Here is a 14,666-nt window from a genome sequence, read left to right as displayed (position 1 = left end):
AGGAAAAATTAGCGCCCGTGCGGGCTCAGAACAGCATCAGCTGGCGACCAGTCAGGGCGTTGAAATCGTCACCGACAAACGGCAGGATCGCGTCCGCCACCGGTTGCAGTTGGCGGCTCAGGTAGTGCTCGTAGTCGATCGGCGACTGCAGGTTTTCCAGCGGTTCGGGGCCTGCTGTAGTGATCACATAGCTGATCCAGCCGCCGCGCTGGTACTGCTTGGGACGGCCCAGCCGCGCATTGAAGTCATCGGCCAGACGCGCCGCACGCACGTGCGGCGGCACGTTGCGCTGGTAATCGGCCAGCGGCCGGCGCAGACGCTTGCGGTAGATCAGCAGCTCGTCCTGCGCGCCAGCGAGGGTGCGCTGTACGTAATCGCGTAGATAGTCACGATAAGGTTGGTTGCGAAAGATCCGCTCATACAGCCCTTGCTGAAACTGCCGGGCCAGTGGCGACCAGTCGGTGCGCACCGACTCCAGGCCCTTGTAGATCATCTGCAGCTCGCCATCGGCGCCCTGCACCAGGCCTGCGTAGCGCTTCTTGCTGCCCTCCTCGGCGCCGCGGATGGTCGGCATCAGAAAACGCTGGTAATGGGTTTCGTATTGCAGCTCGAGTGCACAGTCGAGGTTCAGGCTCTGACGCAGGTGCTCGCGCCACCACTGGTTGACCTTGGCCACCAGCGCCTTGCCGATGCTCGCCGCCGCCTGCTCGTCGTGGGCGTGCTTGAGCCAGACGAAGGTCGAGTCGGTGTCACCATAAATAACGTCGTAACCCTCGGCCTCGATCAGGGCGCGGGTCTGGCGCATGATTTCGTGGCCACGCAGGGTGATCGACGAGGCCAGGCGCGTGTCGAAGAAGCGGCAACCGTTGGAGCCGAGCACGCCGTAAAAGGCGTTCATGATGATCTTCAAGGCTTGCGAGAGTGCCGCGTTACCGTCGCGCTTGGCCGCTTCCCGGCCTTGCCAGACGCGCTCGACGATGGCTGGCAGGCAATGCCGGGTGCGGGAAAAACGTGCGCCGCGAAAACCCTCGACCGAGTGCTCGTCATCGGGCTGGCTGAGCCCTTCGACCAACCCGACCGGGTCGATCAGAAAGGTGCGGATAATCGACGGGTACAGGCTCTTGTAGTCGAGCACCAGCACCGAGTCATACAGGCCGGGGCGCGAGTCCATGACAAAGCCCCCAGGGCTGGCAGTGTCCGGCTGGCTGCCCATGTTTGGCGCGACAAACCCCATCCGGTGCATGTGCGGAATGTACAAATGGCAGAACGCCGCGACCGAGCCACCGCTGCGGTCCACCGGCAGACCGGTGACGCTGGCGCGTTCCAGGAGGAATTCGAGCAGGCGGGTATGGGCGAAAATCCGCGTGACCAGCTCGCAGTCCTTGAGGTTGTACCGGGCCAGGGCCGGCTTGTCCTCGGCGAACATGCGGTTGATTTCGTCCATGCGCTGGTACGGCGTATCGATCGCCTTGCCTTCGCCGAGCAGGGTCTGGGCGACGTTCTCCAGGCTGAATGAAGGGAAGCTCCAGGTCGCCGAACGCAGCGCCTCGATGCCGTCGATCAACAAGCGGCCCGGCGCCTCGACGAACACATGGTTGCGCTCGGGGTGTGCGCGCAGGGTCAGTGGTGCGCCGTTACGGCCAAGCAGCAGCGGCACCTGCAAGCGCGCGGCGTGCTCGTGCAGCAAGCGCAGATCGAACTGCAGCACGTTCCAGCCGATGATCGCATCTGGGTCGTGGCTGGCCATCCATTGATTGAGGCAGTGCAGCAGTTGCGCGCGGTCGGCGCAGTAGTGCAGATCGAAGTCGACGATGCTGTAGTCGCCATTGGCCGGCCCGAGCATGTACACCTGACGCTGGCCGCAGCCCTCGATGGCAATGCTGTACAACTCCCCACGCTCGGTGGTTTCGATGTCCAGCGAGGCCAGGCGCAACGGCGGGCGGTAATCGGGGTGCGGCTTGAGCTGACCGTTGCAGAGCACGCCGTGGGCATCCGGCTGGCCGCTGAAGAGCACCGGCGCGGTAATGAAGCGCTCCATCAGGTAGCGTTCCGGTGGACGGATATCCGCTTCGTATACATCGATACCAGCGCTGCGCAGACGGTGCTCAAGCTGGATCAGCTGGCGATGTTGGCGGCAGTACAGGCCCAGCACCGGGCGTTGCTCGAAGTCGCGCAAGCGCAGTGGTTTGAGCTCAGCACCCTGCTCGCCCTTGAGCACTGCGCGGGCGTGGGCGGCGAACCGCTCAGGGATGAACGCCACCGATTCCTGCGGCGCCAGACGCAGCTGGCGCGGGCCCTGATCGGTCGCCAGCCAGAACTCCACGCAGGTGCCTTCGGGCGTATCGTGCCAATGTCGGGTGAGGACAAAGCCCTGCTGCAACTCCACTGCGATGACCTCTGTGATACGGCGTGCTGAGCAGGGATTCTACCTTGTTGCGTCAGCCGTAGAGGTAGTTGATCTCCTTGGACACCAGCGGCGGCACCTGGGCCAGCAGAAAATCGCGCAGCCGCAGCATCTGCCGAGCCTTGGGGCTGGCCTTGAGCCAGGTCATGTAATAGCCGTCGCCGGTTGCCACGGCGTGCTTGAACGGCATCACCAGGCGCCCGGCAGCGACGTCGGCGCTGGCCAGCACCAGGTCCACTACCGAGATGCCCAGGCCTTGCTGGGCGGCGGAAATACCTTGATCAAGGGTGTCGAACACCTGCCCCTGGTCGATGCTGATGTGCAATGCGTCCATCCGCGCCAGCCAGCGCCGCCAGTCACGCCGGTCGGTCGAGGGGTGCAGGAAGTCGCACTGACTGAGTATGGCCAGATCCGGGTTGGGGTCTTGCAGGTAATCGGGGTGGCAGACCGGAATCAGCCACTCGTCGAACAGCTTGAAGCCCTCGACGTCGGCAGGGAAACGACCGTTGGCCAGAAGAATCGCGCAGTCGTACGGTTCTGAATAAAAATCGACGCTATCGATGTCCATCCACACGCTCGACAGCTGCACGCTGCAGCTGTTTTCCACCTTCTTGAAGCCATCCAGCGCGCGCAATAGCCAACGTACGGTGAGCGTCGACGGTGCTTTCAGGCGCAAGCCATAGCGATCCTGACGCAGCAAGGCGCAGGCGTTTTCGATGATCTTGAAGCCGACCTTGAGCTCCTGCGCCAGCAAGCGGCCATGTTCGGTCAGGCGCAGCTTGGGCCCGCGTCGTTCGAACAGGCTGCAGCCAAACATCGACTCAAGGGTCTTGATGTGATGACTGACGGCGCCCTGGGTCAGGGCCAGCTCTTCGGCTGCACGAGTGAATGAGCCGTAGCGCGAAGCCACTTCAAAAGCGCGCAGGGCATGCAGTGCTTGAATCCGTTCTGACATCTATGGCCGTCCGCAGCATGAGTGAGACTAATAGTAGGTCATAAATCCAGGCGTTTTACAACGCTGGGCGCATCTCAGAAAATGCCTGTAAACCATAAATACATAGAGCTAATCAGCCTTAGCTAGGCAGAAATGATCATTAGAACGTCTGGGGAAACCATGTTTACGGGATATGGAAACTGCTATCGCCTGGATGCGCTAGAGCTGGCCGCCGAACATGTCCAGAATACGAGTCACTGGACCTTCAAAACCATAGAACACTTTCGCGCAATTCTCGCCAATCCTGAATTTCCTTGTTTGTTTGGCCGCAAGGCGGTCGGTGCCAAGACGTGTCACATTGTCTTCGCCCGTGCTGAGCACATGGCTGATGACATGGCCAAGGGCTTGACCGACTACGTGCGCACCATCGAACCGATACCTCGCAAGCAACGCATCGGCACCCCGCTGCTGGTATTCATCGAAACCGCCCCTGGCGGCAGCCTCGACGAGCAGCAGGCGCTGGCCTGGAAAGTGCTGCAAGGCGTGCATGCCCGCGACCCGCAGCCCTGGCCTCAGGACGTGCCGGGCGACCCGCACGATAATCAATGGTCGTTCTGCTTCGCCGGCATGCCGCTGTTCATCAACATGAACTTCCCGGCGCACCGGCTGATGAAGAGCCGCAACCTGGGCGACAGCATGGTCTTCGTGATCAACCCCCGCGAGAGCTTCGAAGAAGTCGCGAGTGCCCAGACCGAGAGCGGTCAGCGCATTCGCGCGCGGATTCGTGAACGGGTCAGCCACTACAACGACGGTGTCGTGCCTGACTCGCTGGGGTACTTCGGCCAAGACGACAATTTTGAATGGAAGCAGTACCAGTTGCAGGAGCAGGGGTCGCTGAACCCGTCGCGCTGCCCTTTCCATGCCCACAAGGCACCCGACACACTGATCGAGAACTGAATCGTGAATACCGCCCTGACTGCCACCTATGCCCTGACCGTGCTGCTGCTGATCGCCACCCCCGGCCCAGTCGTCGCCCTGATCGTCAACACTGCTGCAGCGTCCGGCTCACGCAAGGCGCTGTTCACGGCCATCGGTACCAACTGGGCATCACTGGTCCTGATCGGCGCTGCGGCCTGGATCATCATGACCAGCGCCGCCATCGACAAGGCCTGGCTCAACGGCATGAGCCTGCTCGGTTGCCTATTCATCGGCTACATCGCCGTGGCGACTCTGCGCGAGGCACTGCAACCGCCTACGGCTACAGCGCCAGCCGTGGCAGAAACGCCGCAACCGGCCCGCGGCGGCTTGCTGCAGGGGTTCATGGTGGGCATTTCCAACCCCAAGGACATCATCTTCTTCATCTCGTTCTTCCCGCAGTTCATCCAGATCACCGAGTCGTTCGGCAAGAGCATGGTGGTGCTGTCGCTGCTGTGGATCGCCATCGATTTCGCCGTACTCAGTCTGTATATCTTCGCCATCGGCAGGATCGCTTCGCAGCGCAGCAGCCGCATGATCAGCCTTGCCTCCGGCGTAGCGCTGCTGCTGATTGCAGCGGTCGGCCTGCTTTACAACCTGAAGGAACTGACGGCCTGAGCCGCACACGCCTGCTGACCGAGTGAGGAGGTTTGATGAGCCTGATCGATAGCGCCACGGACGGCCAACTGCTTCCTTTGCAACTGGACTACCAGCGCTTTATGCAGCTGGGCAGCCGGCGTTTGCCGCAAACCCTGTACATGCACGAACGGGGTTATCGCTCGGACACCATCAATACCGATTCATTGGGCTTGCGCTATAGCCACTGGGCGGGCAAGCGCTACTCACCCGCCGAACGTGGCAGTACGGCGCGAGTCAACCTGCTGGTGGGCGGCTCGACCGCTTTTGGCATAGGCGCGAGCGGCGATGACGCTACGGTTGCCTCGCACCTGTCGGCGCTCACCGGTGAGGTCTGGCTGAGCCTGGCTGGCTGCGGGCTGAGTGCTACGCAAGAGCTGCTGCTGTTCCTTACACACCAGCATCGGCTGGGCAAGATCGGCCATGTGGTGATCCTCAGCGGGCTCAACACGTTGGCCCAGGAGGCCCTCAGCGAGTTACTGGCCACGGGTTCCGACCCGCGTCAGGCATACCTGAACAGCTTCAATGAGACCTTGCAGGCACCGCCCTGCAAAGGCGTCGATTCGCTCTGGCAACGCTTGCGCCAGGCGTTGGTGCCACGCCGCGAGCAGCCTGCCTTGAGCTGGTCGCTGCCGCCTGCGGACAAGCGCCTGATGCGCGCTGCCGACTGTATTGGACGCACCTTGCGCCAGTGGGACCGCTTGCTGGCCGACAGCCATGCCACCCTCACCTTCATCTTGCAGCCGCTGCTGCCCTGGTGCCGCGATACGGTGCCCGCAGCTGAGCAGGCCAGGCTTGATGCTTTGCAGCAGCAGCCGGTACCGTTCGATCAGTTGCTGGCGGGCGTTTTCGATGCCGAACGGCACTCGGCATTCTTTCGCCGGATCAAGAACCAAGCCGATTCTGTCGCCTGTTATGACATGAATTGCATGCTCGACAGCTCACCGGTATTCGCCCAGTCACTGTTCGTAGATCGCTTGCATTTCAATGACTTGGGGAACAATACCTTGGCCAAGGTGATCACTGCCAAGCTGGGCCTGGCGCAGGATAAACAACGCCTGCGCAAGGTGACGCCGATCAAGCTCGTCTGATAAACGCGGCCATGGTCTATCGGCATGGGCCTCGGGATGGCTAGAATAGCCGGTCATCGCTGTGATTTACCGAGGCATATGCGCATCTGCAAAGAACATCGAAGCTCCAACGCTGCCAACAGCGGCACGCCACGTTCAATCGTCACGCGTGCTGTCCTGTTCTCGCCTCTGCTCATCGCCCTGGCTGCGCCCATGGCAGACGCGCTTGAGAGCCAGATCGACCCGCACGCTGATCTGCTCTACCGGCAGGCCTTGCCGCTGCTCGAGCAAGCCGACAGCGTGAGCGACAGTCCCTCGCCGCTGCGCTCGGTTGCCGACAGCGACCCCGAGCTGAGCCGCCAAGGCCAGGCACTGGCGCAGACCCTGCCGACCGCGGTGGCGTTGCTGAAAAAGTCGGTGGCGCTGGGGCATCCGGTGGCGCAATACCGGCTGGCGCTGTATTACATGACCTACCTGCCTGCCGCGCAGATTCCCGACGCCGCCTGCCCCTTGCTCGAGGCCAGCCTGCAGCAGGGCTTTGCCCCGCCCGCGCCGGCCATTTCGACCTGGTGCCCACCGTACAACGCCAGCCCGGCGTATCGCGACGCGATGGAAGCCATCCCCAACATGGCCACGTTGTACGCGCAGTACTACCCGCAACCCGCTGTGCGCCTGGCCTGTAACCGCAGCCAGCCACAAGGGTTGCAGATGCAATGGGGGCGGCAGCGCGATTATCAGGCCGAGGTCTATCGGTTGCTGGGTGATCTGGACCCGCAGCATCGGCAGACACTGTTGCAGAAGGCAGTAGAGATCAACGGCTGCGCCGCTGCGCAGCAACGCCTGACCAGCAATCGCTGAAGCACAGGCTGGCCTTAGACGAGCAAGATCGTTCAAGCCAGCCTTGAGCTGTTCTGCCATGCTGCGCTGCCTTGTTGTTTGCAGCCGTCATCATGCCCAGCAGTCAGCCAATCACTCGCCACGCCTTTCTCCACGGTGCCATTGCCAGCCTGCCGCTGTCGCTGGCGGTTGCTCCCTGGGGCCTGCTGGCAGGCTCGATGGCCATCGAGGCGAACCTCAGCCCATGGCAAGGCCAAGGCCTGTCGGCGATCGTGTTTGCCGGTGCAGCGCAGTTGGTGGCGATCGGGATGCTCAAGGGTGGCGCCAGCCTGCTGTCGATCCTGCTCACGACCTTGCTGCTGACCTCCCAGCATTTGCTCTACGGGCTGTCGATGCGCCCGCTGCTGTCGGGCCAGCCATTGCGCTGGCGGCTGGGCCTGGGTTTCCTGCTCACCGATGAATTTTTTGCGCTGACCAGCCACTACGACCAACAGCAGTTCAACCGCTGGTATGCCTTGGGCGTTGGCCTGACCTTCTACGTGGCGTGGAACCTGTTTACCTTGGCCGGCATTGTGCTCGGCCAGAACATCCCGCACCTGGACCAACTGGGCCTGGATTTCTCCATCGTCGCCACCTTCGTTGCCCTGATAGCGCCCACCGTGCGCAACGTGCCGGCATTGGTGTGCGTGCTGGTATCGCTGTTCAGCTCGGTGCTGTTCACCTACTGGCACTGGGAGACCGCATTGATTGCAGCAGGGTTGCTGGGCATGGGTGCAGGCTTTGTCTGTCAAAAACTGGCTGGAGCACGGGCATGATCTGGTTGTTGATCTTGGGCATGGGCCTGCTGGTATTTCTCAACCGCTACGCGTTTCTCGAACCGCGTTTACCGCTGCGCCTGAGCTCCAACGCACGGCAGTTTCTCGGTTTTGCCGTACCCGGCATGCTCACAGCCATCTGCGGGCCAATCATCTTTCTGCCTGAGCACCAGCTTGACCTGAGCCTGACCAATCCGTACCTGCTCGGTTCGGTGGTGGCTGTGGCGCTGGTGCTGTTGACCCGCAGTGTGCTGCTGAGCATGCTGGTAAGCATGTTGATCTTCTTCCTGCTGCGCAGCTGGCTGGCATGAGCACACCCCTGCGTGAACAAACCCACCTCTGGCAGGCGCCGGCACTTGGCGACGTCGAGATGCTGCACGCGCGTTATGTACAGCAACGGTTTGCCCCGCATGTGCATGAAGGCTATGTGTTCACCGTGATCGAATCGGGCGCGCAGCGCTTCTGGCACCGTGGCAGCGAGCACCTGGCGCCGGTGGGCAGCATGGTCCTGATCAACCCCGACGAACTGCACACCGGCGCTACTGCGCACGAGACCGGCTGGCGTTATCGGGGCTTTTATCCCGAGCAGGCACGGGTTACGGGCGTGCTCGACGAGCTGGAACTGAGCGGCCAGGGCATGCCTTACTTTCAGCAGAGCGTGATCAATGATCCCGCCCTGGCGGCGGCGTTCAGTCAGTTGCACCAGCTCTCGGAAGCCGGGGCTAGCGCCTTGCAACAGCAGACTGCCTGGCGCCAAGCGGTGCTGGCCCTGGCCCAGCGGCACGGCCAGTGCAGCGCGCCACGCGATCCAGGCCGTGAGCCGCTGGCTGTCGCCCGCGCTCGTGAGCTGCTGGAAAGCCAGCTCGCCAACCCGCCTTCGTTGGAAGCGTTGGCGGCGGCGGTTAACTTGTCTGCCTTTCACTTTGCCCGGGTATTCTGCCGAGCCACCGGCCTGCCCCCGCACAGCTGGCTGAAGCAACGGCGCCTGGCCCGCGCGCGGGAGCTGCTCAAGGGTGGCATGGCTGCTGCCGATGCCGCGTTCGCCCTGGGCTTTGCCGATCAAAGCCATCTCAACCGCCAGTTCAAGCAGGCCTACGGCGTCACCCCTGGCGCCTACCGCAGCGCCTGCCTGAGCCGCTGAGGCGCCCGGCAAATTCTGCCAGCGCTGCTACACTTCAAGCGCTGAACGGAGGAACCTGCCATGTCTGCAAAAGAGCTCAACACCCTGCTGACGTTGATGAATCAGCGCCAAACCCACTTGACCAGCGCGTGCAAGGAAATTGCCGCTTGGATCGACCGGCAGGGTGATGTGCCCGCAGCCGGCAAGATCCGCGACAGCTTGCGGGCACTGGAGGCTGAAGAAGCACAGGTGCGCAAAACGCTGACCTCGCTGAAGACCGACCGCCCGCTGCCACGTTTCCGCGGTTGATTCTCGGCAAAAAAAAGCCGCTCTCCAGGGAGCGGCTTTCTTTACTGAGCGAATAGCTCCGGCAGCTGTCAGTGCTGATGCGCGTGCTCGTGGCCACCAGTGTTGCCATCGGCTGTCAGGCCACGCACGGGCGCCTGGACCTGCAAGGTCTGCTTGGCGCCCTTGGCGTCTTCGATGGTCAGCGTCAGCGGCACTTGGGTGCCTTCCTTGACCTGCTCATGCAAGCCCATCAGCATCACATGGTAGCCGTTCGGATCCAGGCTCACGGCTTTGCCGGCAGGCAGCTCGATCGACTTGACCTGGCGCATGCCCATGACGTCACCGTTCATGGTCATCTCATGCACTTGCACGTCCTTGGCTACTGGCGAAGCGACCCCGACCAATTTGCTGTCGGTGGTGGCAGTCAGCACCATGAAGGCGCCGGTAGCATGCTGCTGCGGCACGGTTGCTCGCACCCAGGCATCGCTGACGCTGGTCTCGGCCAGGGCCGGCAGCGCCATGCCCATCAGTGCCAGAGCGGCCAGGCCGCGCTTGATCGGTTGCAGCGAAATTGCCATTTAGCAGATCTCCATTAGGGTAAGCAGGTCTTCTGTGCATTCCTTGGCATTCAGGGAATGCCCCAGGCTCAGGCGCAGTGTGCTGCGCGAATCGTAGACGTAGCTGGTGGACGAGTGGGAGATGGTGTACGTGTCGCCGGTGGGGACCTTTTCGTAGAACACCTTGAACTCCCGCGCAACCGCGGCGATCTCTTCCGGCGTACCGGTCAGGGCCGTGAACGATGGGTCGAATGCCTTGACATAGGCGTCAAGCACTTCGGGCGTATCACGTTCGGGGTCGAGGGTGATGAATACCACCTGCAAGAAGCCAGCATCGCGGCCCATCAGCTTCTTGATCTGGGCGGCACGCGCCAGCGCAGTCGGGCACACGGCCGGGCACTGGGTGAAGCCGAAGAAGATCATCGGCATGGTGCCGTAGAAGCTCGACAAGGTCCGCACGTTGCCCTGGCTATCGGTCAGGCGGAACGAACGGCCGAGGATTTCGTTGCTCATGTTCTTGCCGTACTTGAAATCAAGGCCGCGCGCCGGGTTGCAACCGGCCAACAGGCCAAGCCCGAGTACGCCCATGCCGGCGACAACGGCACGCCGGCTCAACAGATCAGTCATGGAACCATCCTTTACAGGGAAGGTGCCAGCCCCTGGGCAGGGCCGGTCAAAAAGCCGCGGCATTCTGGCATGACCTCTGTTGGCTATCTACCCAACAAAGCCGGTGATCGGCCTGCAGCCCTTGTAATACGCGGCTGCGACCTGTTGTCGCGGGGGTTGAATCAGTAACAGATTGTTGCTAGAAGCGCGACCCGGGCGTTGCTGCCCAGGTCTGCTTGCGCACCACTACCGCTATCAGTAGTAGGCGTTTTCTTTCTGGGTATGGTCGGTCACATCGCGCACGCCCTTGAGCTCAGGAATGCGTTCAAGCAAGGTGCGCTCAATGCCGTCCTTGAGGGTCACGTCGGCCTGGCCGCAGCCTTGGCAACCACCACCGAACTGCAGGACGGCAATGCCGTCGTCAACTACGTCGATCAGGCTCACTGCGCCACCGTGGCTGGCCAGCCCTGGATTGATCTCGGTTTGCAGGTAGTAGTTGATGCGCTCGTTGATCGGGCTGTCTTCGTTGACCATCGGCACTTTGGCGTTTGGCGCCTTGATGGTCAGCTGGCCGCCCATACGGTCGGTGGCGTAGTCGACCAGCGCGTCATCCAGAAACGGTTCGCTGACGGCGTCGATGTAGGCCGTGAAGCTTTTCAAGCCAAGGGCAGTGTCCTCTGGCTTCTCTTCGCCCGGCTTGCAGTAGGCAATGCACGTCTCTGCGTACTGGGTGCCTGGCTGGGTAATGAATACGCGGATGCCGATACCCGGGGTGTTCTGCTTGGAGAGCAGATCGGCCAGGTAATCATGGGCGGCGTCGGTAATGGTTATAGCGCTCATGGAAGTTCCTCACAGACTTGCTGGCAAGTGTACGCCAACCCAGGCCCCGAACAAAGTCCTAGCATTTGACTCGGGATAGCTCCCAGGCTGGCTGCTGCGCCGAACGTGCGTCGATCCAGGCCTTCATCCGTTGATACAGGCCGCGTTCCAGCCATTGGTAGCTCAGCCACGACATTAGTCCAATGGACGGCACGCAGAAGGCGAAGACCAGATAAGGGTTGAGTGCAAAACGCTCGCTGACGAACCAGCCAGCATGCAGCACCAGCACATGGATCAGATATACCGAGTAGGAGCAGTCACCGAGCATCTTGAGCAGCTGGTTGCCACGGAAATACGGCTCAAGCGAGATGAACGCCAGCACCACCAGCGCGCTCGGCAGGCCCCAGTGCAGCAGGCGCAGCGACGCATCCAGCCGGTATAGAGCAAACCCGGCCAGCGCCAGCAATGCCAACGGCAGCCAAAAGCCCTCGCGGATCAGACCTCGGCGGTAGAGCACGCCCAGGCCGATCCCTAACAGAAATTCGTAGATGATGCCGTTGTTGTAGAAGTGGCTGACCACCCCCAGCCGCCCCAGAACTTCGCTGACCAGCAACAGCGCGGCCGTGACCAGCAGCAGGTGCAGACGCCGACGTACCATGAAGGCGAGGCCGAACAGCAGATAGAAGAACATCTCGAAATTCAGTGTCCAGCCCACATTGAGCGTTGGATACATGCCGTAGCCGCCGGGGTTTTCTGCCGGGATGAACAGCAACGACAGCAGCAAATGCTGCCAGTCGAACACCTGATGCGGCATCCAGCGGCTGGCGCCGAACAGCAGCAGGGCCATCAGAGCGGTGTAAAACCAGTAGGCGGGTATGATGCGCAACGCGCGGTTGAGCAGAAACTGACTGGGGACGATGTCCTTGTCACGTGTCGACAGGTAGATCACCAACCCGCTGATCACAAAAAAGATGTCCACCCCAACTGCGCCGCGCTCGGCGAGCAGGGCGCCAACGGGGCCGCTGGCGTGGAAGTCGAAGAATATCTGCATGAAATGGTGGCAAACCACCACCCAGGCGGCGAACGCCCGAAGTGCCTGAAGCGAGTACAACATGCAATGCCCTGTGGTCCTGGTGCATTCAAGCCTGGGGTTCGGCGCAGACGCGCCACCGAGAGCGGCGAGCCGAACCACAGACCACTTGCTATTGGGACCACGACATCGATGAAAAGATCAGCCCTCCTGCCGGGCGGTCAACTCACAGGTTTTCATAGCGGTTCATGTCCAGCACCCCCGCTTCAAGCGGATCGGTCTCCTGGATAAAGGTATTCAGATCATGGAAGTACTGCCAGAACTGCGGGTGACTGCGGCGCACGCCCCAACGCATGACGATGCGCTCGAACTTGGCCGGATCATCGCGCGCAGCTTCCATGTCTTCGACCCACTCCGGGACATCGCTGGCCGGGATGTTGAAGATGAAATTGGGGTAGCTGCTGAGCACGCCCGGCACCAGGGTCAGGGTGTCCAGACCCGGCTGATAGCGCGATTCCTCACCCAGCAGGAACGCCACGTTGCTGTGCGCACGGTTGCGCAGCAGGCTGTAGACCTGGCGTTGCCCACCCTGCCCTTCGATACGCAGCATGCTCGCTTCGGGCAGCTGATTGATTACCTTCAGGCCTGCGGCAGGACGTGATACCAAGCGGCTGAGGCTCTGCTCGACATCGCGAAACTCGGCGCTCATCTGCGGCCGCGAGCAGTACGCGCCCTGGCAGCGGTTGATCGGGTCGGGCGTGACATTGAGGCTCTTGGTGCGCTGCAGCAATTGCAGACCGAAGTCGCGCTTGGGGTCACGTTCGTCGAGCTTGAAAGCGCTTGCCGTATCGGTGTCGATGTCTTCGTAATCCAGCCACATCTTGACCTTGCCGGTGGTCTGGTACCAATCGCTGAGGATCGCGCCGCGCTGGTCAGCGGGCATCAACCGCAGGAAATTGACCTCGGCGCCGTTACGGATCAGGTCGAAGTAGAGCCGGGTCTGCAACTGGTGCGAGACGTTGCCGAACACATCGAAGTTGACCGCCAGTTGGTAATAGGTGCGCTCAAGCAGCGGGTAGTCGAACAGCCAGCTAGTCAGTGGCACGTCGCCAATCAAGCCTTTGCTCACCGAGGCGCTGTCGAAGTGGCGGAAGATGCTCAGCAGCGCGTTGTCATTACCGGCCCACAAGGTCGACCAGCTCGGCGCGGGGGCTTCAGCATAGGCTTCGCGGCGCAGCTTTTCGTATTCGTTACGCTTGTCGCGGTAGGAATGCCAGAGGCTGATCACGCTGCCAACGTCGTCGATCTGGCCGGGCATGGCCAACAGCGGCGTCGCCTCACCGCGATAACGTGCGTCGGTGATGTACAGGTCATGTGCAGGCTCCTGGAACAATGCCCAGAAGTTGTCGCGAATCACATCGGTGGCAATCTGCCCACGGCAGACCGGCCCGCGGATGAACGTGCGCACGAAGTACTCGGCGTTATCCAGCATGAACTGGTAGCGCGCCACCGCCGGGATCGCTTCGAAGGTCTCGAACGGGTTGGCCCGGTGCCTTGGGCCATAGCCTGGCAATGAGGTGGCATGCCAGTCGCCACTATAGAACAGCTGCTTGACCCGTTTGAGCTTCTGCGGCCCGAGCGGGTAGCTGATGTGCGTTTTGTGAACGATCACGCCTTGCACCGGGACCAACCGGTAATAGAAGTCAGTACCGGGCGGGTCGTTGGGTCGGCGAGTGGCGATGATGTCGGCCGGCTGACCGCTGGGCGTGCGCGAACGCACCCACTGGAAGAAGTGCCCAGGCTGGCCACCGACGAAGTCGATATGGGCAAGAAACAGATGTTCGTACAGCCAGCGACCGATCAACGCCTCGGATGAGCCTGGGCGGTTTAGCAACGCTTCCCACTCGGCGATCTGGCTGGCTTCCTCAGCGCTCGGCTGTAGCGCCTGGGCATCGACCGGCGCACCGGCTGCCAGCCAGCGCTGCAGGGTCTGGTATTCCTGATCGGTCAGGCCGGTGACGGCCAGGGGCATACCTTCGCCAGGATGAACACCGGCATAGGCATCGAATTCATGGGGCAACGGGCACATATTGTTGCGATTGAGGCCCAGCACAATGCTCTCGGGCAGTTTGGCGTTGGGCGTCAGCGGCGTCTTGTGGCCCAACTCGAGCATGCGCGCCATCAGCGCCGCCTGACTGCCCTGGCCGTCGAGCACCGAATAGAAGCCCTGCTTGCGCCAGGCCTGCTCGCTATGGGCGTCATAGAACAAACGCGTGGTCGGCACCGCCTGGCTGCGGTCGCCTTGATACACCGGCACCTTGGAGGCGCCGCGCTGGGCGCCGTCGGCACTGCCCAGGTTGAGCTGGCAGGCAGCGTCGTTGCAGGCGTGGCAGGCCACACACTTGTTGGTAAAGATCGGCTGAATGTCCCGGGTGTAGGAGATTGCCGGGCTCGATTGCGGGGCCTGCCCCAGCGCCATGCTGCTGACCGACAGGGCCAGCGTGCCAGCTAGGGCAAGTAAACAGCGGTGAATCATGTGCCGAATGTCCTGGTTTCGAATAAAGCCATCACGGTG

15 protein-coding genes are annotated in these 14,666 nt (G+C 62.0%); 8 read left to right on the top strand and 7 right to left on the bottom strand.

What is annotated here, in order from left to right; genetic code table 11:
* Nucleotides 1-25 precede the first annotated feature (25 nt).
* On the bottom strand, nucleotides 26-2,386 hold the full coding sequence (locus tag CXQ80_RS08795; RefSeq protein WP_101318504.1) for a DNA polymerase II: 2,361 nt from the start codon (nucleotides 2,384-2,386) through the stop codon (nucleotides 26-28).
* Nucleotides 2,387-2,438: 52 nt separating this feature from the next.
* Nucleotides 2,439-3,359: a LysR substrate-binding domain-containing protein gene (locus CXQ80_RS08790; RefSeq protein WP_101318503.1), complete on the bottom strand. Its 921-nt coding sequence runs from the start codon at nucleotides 3,357-3,359 to the stop codon at nucleotides 2,439-2,441.
* 159 nt (nucleotides 3,360-3,518) lie between these two features.
* Here CXQ80_RS08790 and CXQ80_RS08785 point away from each other — a divergent pair, with 159 nt between their 5' ends.
* The 8 genes from CXQ80_RS08785 (at nucleotide 3,519) to CXQ80_RS08750 (ending at nucleotide 9,100) form a co-directional block, all read left to right on the top strand.
* Entirely contained in the window at nucleotides 3,519-4,295 is a 777-nt protein-coding gene (locus CXQ80_RS08785; RefSeq protein WP_101318501.1) for a YqcI/YcgG family protein, read from the top strand.
* 3 nt (nucleotides 4,296-4,298) lie between these two features.
* Nucleotides 4,299-4,931 carry a LysE family translocator gene (locus CXQ80_RS08780; RefSeq protein WP_101318499.1) on the top strand — a complete coding sequence of 211 codons (633 nt, stop codon included), beginning with the start codon at nucleotides 4,299-4,301 and terminating at the stop codon, nucleotides 4,929-4,931.
* A gap of 35 nt (nucleotides 4,932-4,966) precedes the next feature.
* A complete protein-coding gene (locus CXQ80_RS08775) occupies nucleotides 4,967-6,040 on the top strand; it encodes a hypothetical protein (RefSeq protein ID WP_101318497.1) in 1,074 nt (357 codons plus the stop codon).
* A gap of 192 nt (nucleotides 6,041-6,232) precedes the next feature.
* Complete coding sequence (locus CXQ80_RS08770; protein WP_101322984.1) at nucleotides 6,233-6,877, top strand: hypothetical protein; 645 nt, start codon at nucleotides 6,233-6,235, stop codon at nucleotides 6,875-6,877.
* A 92-nt stretch (nucleotides 6,878-6,969) separates the two neighbouring features.
* Nucleotides 6,970-7,671 carry an AzlC family ABC transporter permease gene (locus CXQ80_RS08765; RefSeq protein ID WP_101322983.1) on the top strand — a complete coding sequence of 234 codons (702 nt, stop codon included), beginning with the start codon at nucleotides 6,970-6,972 and terminating at the stop codon, nucleotides 7,669-7,671.
* Complete coding sequence (locus CXQ80_RS08760) at nucleotides 7,668-7,982, top strand: AzlD domain-containing protein (protein ID WP_101318495.1); 315 nt, start codon at nucleotides 7,668-7,670, stop codon at nucleotides 7,980-7,982. Before CXQ80_RS08765 ends, CXQ80_RS08760 begins: the two co-directional genes overlap by 4 nt.
* A complete protein-coding gene (locus CXQ80_RS08755; protein ID WP_101318493.1) occupies nucleotides 7,979-8,812 on the top strand; it encodes an AraC family transcriptional regulator in 834 nt (277 codons plus the stop codon). Before CXQ80_RS08760 ends, CXQ80_RS08755 begins: the two co-directional genes overlap by 4 nt.
* 60 nt (nucleotides 8,813-8,872) lie before the next feature.
* The gene (locus CXQ80_RS08750) at nucleotides 8,873-9,100 is read left to right on the top strand and encodes a hypothetical protein (protein ID WP_101318491.1); all 228 of its coding nucleotides are present in this window, start codon (nucleotides 8,873-8,875) and stop codon (nucleotides 9,098-9,100) included.
* A gap of 68 nt (nucleotides 9,101-9,168) precedes the next feature.
* Here CXQ80_RS08750 and CXQ80_RS08745 read toward each other — a convergent pair whose 3' ends face one another.
* From CXQ80_RS08745 to CXQ80_RS08725, 5 genes are all read right to left on the bottom strand, one after another.
* Entirely contained in the window at nucleotides 9,169-9,651 is a 483-nt protein-coding gene (locus CXQ80_RS08745) for a copper chaperone PCu(A)C (protein ID WP_101322982.1), read from the bottom strand.
* Between the two features lie 6 nt (nucleotides 9,652-9,657).
* Nucleotides 9,658-10,263: an SCO family protein gene (locus tag CXQ80_RS08740; protein WP_101318489.1), complete on the bottom strand. Its 606-nt coding sequence runs from the start codon at nucleotides 10,261-10,263 to the stop codon at nucleotides 9,658-9,660.
* Nucleotides 10,264-10,497: 234 nt separating this feature from the next.
* Complete coding sequence (gene nfuA / locus CXQ80_RS08735) at nucleotides 10,498-11,082, bottom strand: Fe-S biogenesis protein NfuA (protein WP_101318487.1); 585 nt, start codon at nucleotides 11,080-11,082, stop codon at nucleotides 10,498-10,500.
* Between the two features lie 58 nt (nucleotides 11,083-11,140).
* Nucleotides 11,141-12,175: an acyltransferase gene (locus tag CXQ80_RS08730; protein ID WP_101318485.1), complete on the bottom strand. Its 1,035-nt coding sequence runs from the start codon at nucleotides 12,173-12,175 to the stop codon at nucleotides 11,141-11,143.
* A 142-nt stretch (nucleotides 12,176-12,317) separates the two neighbouring features.
* Nucleotides 12,318-14,627, bottom strand: a complete 2,310-nt coding sequence (locus tag CXQ80_RS08725) for a fatty acid cis/trans isomerase (protein WP_101318483.1) — start codon at nucleotides 14,625-14,627, stop codon at nucleotides 12,318-12,320.
* Between the last annotated feature and the right edge of the window lie 39 nt (nucleotides 14,628-14,666).

It is taken from the genome of Pseudomonas sp. 02C 26, from assembly GCF_002843585.1.
Classification (GTDB): Bacteria; Pseudomonadota; Gammaproteobacteria; order Pseudomonadales; family Pseudomonadaceae; genus Aquipseudomonas; species Aquipseudomonas shirazensis.
This window is presented reverse-complemented; position numbering and strand designations above follow the sequence as displayed.

What these genes read in the sequence shown, in the direction of transcription:
- CXQ80_RS08790 (WP_101318503.1), bottom strand. Translation starts at nt 3,359, where the DNA reads ATGTCAGAACGGATTCAAGCACTGCATGCCCTGCGCGCTTTTGAAGTG.
- CXQ80_RS08785 (WP_101318501.1), top strand. Translation starts at nt 3,519, where the DNA reads ATGTTTACGGGATATGGAAACTGCTATCGCCTGGATGCGCTAGAGCTG.
- CXQ80_RS08775 (WP_101318497.1), top strand. Translation starts at nt 4,967, where the DNA reads ATGAGCCTGATCGATAGCGCCACGGACGGCCAACTGCTTCCTTTGCAA.
- CXQ80_RS08770 (WP_101322984.1), top strand. Translation starts at nt 6,233, where the DNA reads ATGGCAGACGCGCTTGAGAGCCAGATCGACCCGCACGCTGATCTGCTC.
- CXQ80_RS08765 (WP_101322983.1), top strand. Translation starts at nt 6,970, where the DNA reads ATGCCCAGCAGTCAGCCAATCACTCGCCACGCCTTTCTCCACGGTGCC.
- CXQ80_RS08760 (WP_101318495.1), top strand. Translation starts at nt 7,668, where the DNA reads ATGATCTGGTTGTTGATCTTGGGCATGGGCCTGCTGGTATTTCTCAAC.
- CXQ80_RS08755 (WP_101318493.1), top strand. Translation starts at nt 7,979, where the DNA reads ATGAGCACACCCCTGCGTGAACAAACCCACCTCTGGCAGGCGCCGGCA.
- CXQ80_RS08750 (WP_101318491.1), top strand. Translation starts at nt 8,873, where the DNA reads ATGTCTGCAAAAGAGCTCAACACCCTGCTGACGTTGATGAATCAGCGC.
- CXQ80_RS08740 (WP_101318489.1), bottom strand. Translation starts at nt 10,263, where the DNA reads ATGACTGATCTGTTGAGCCGGCGTGCCGTTGTCGCCGGCATGGGCGTA.
- nfuA (WP_101318487.1), bottom strand. Translation starts at nt 11,082, where the DNA reads ATGAGCGCTATAACCATTACCGACGCCGCCCATGATTACCTGGCCGAT.
- CXQ80_RS08730 (WP_101318485.1), bottom strand. Translation starts at nt 12,175, where the DNA reads ATGTTGTACTCGCTTCAGGCACTTCGGGCGTTCGCCGCCTGGGTGGTG.
- CXQ80_RS08725 (WP_101318483.1), bottom strand. Translation starts at nt 14,627, where the DNA reads ATGATTCACCGCTGTTTACTTGCCCTAGCTGGCACGCTGGCCCTGTCG.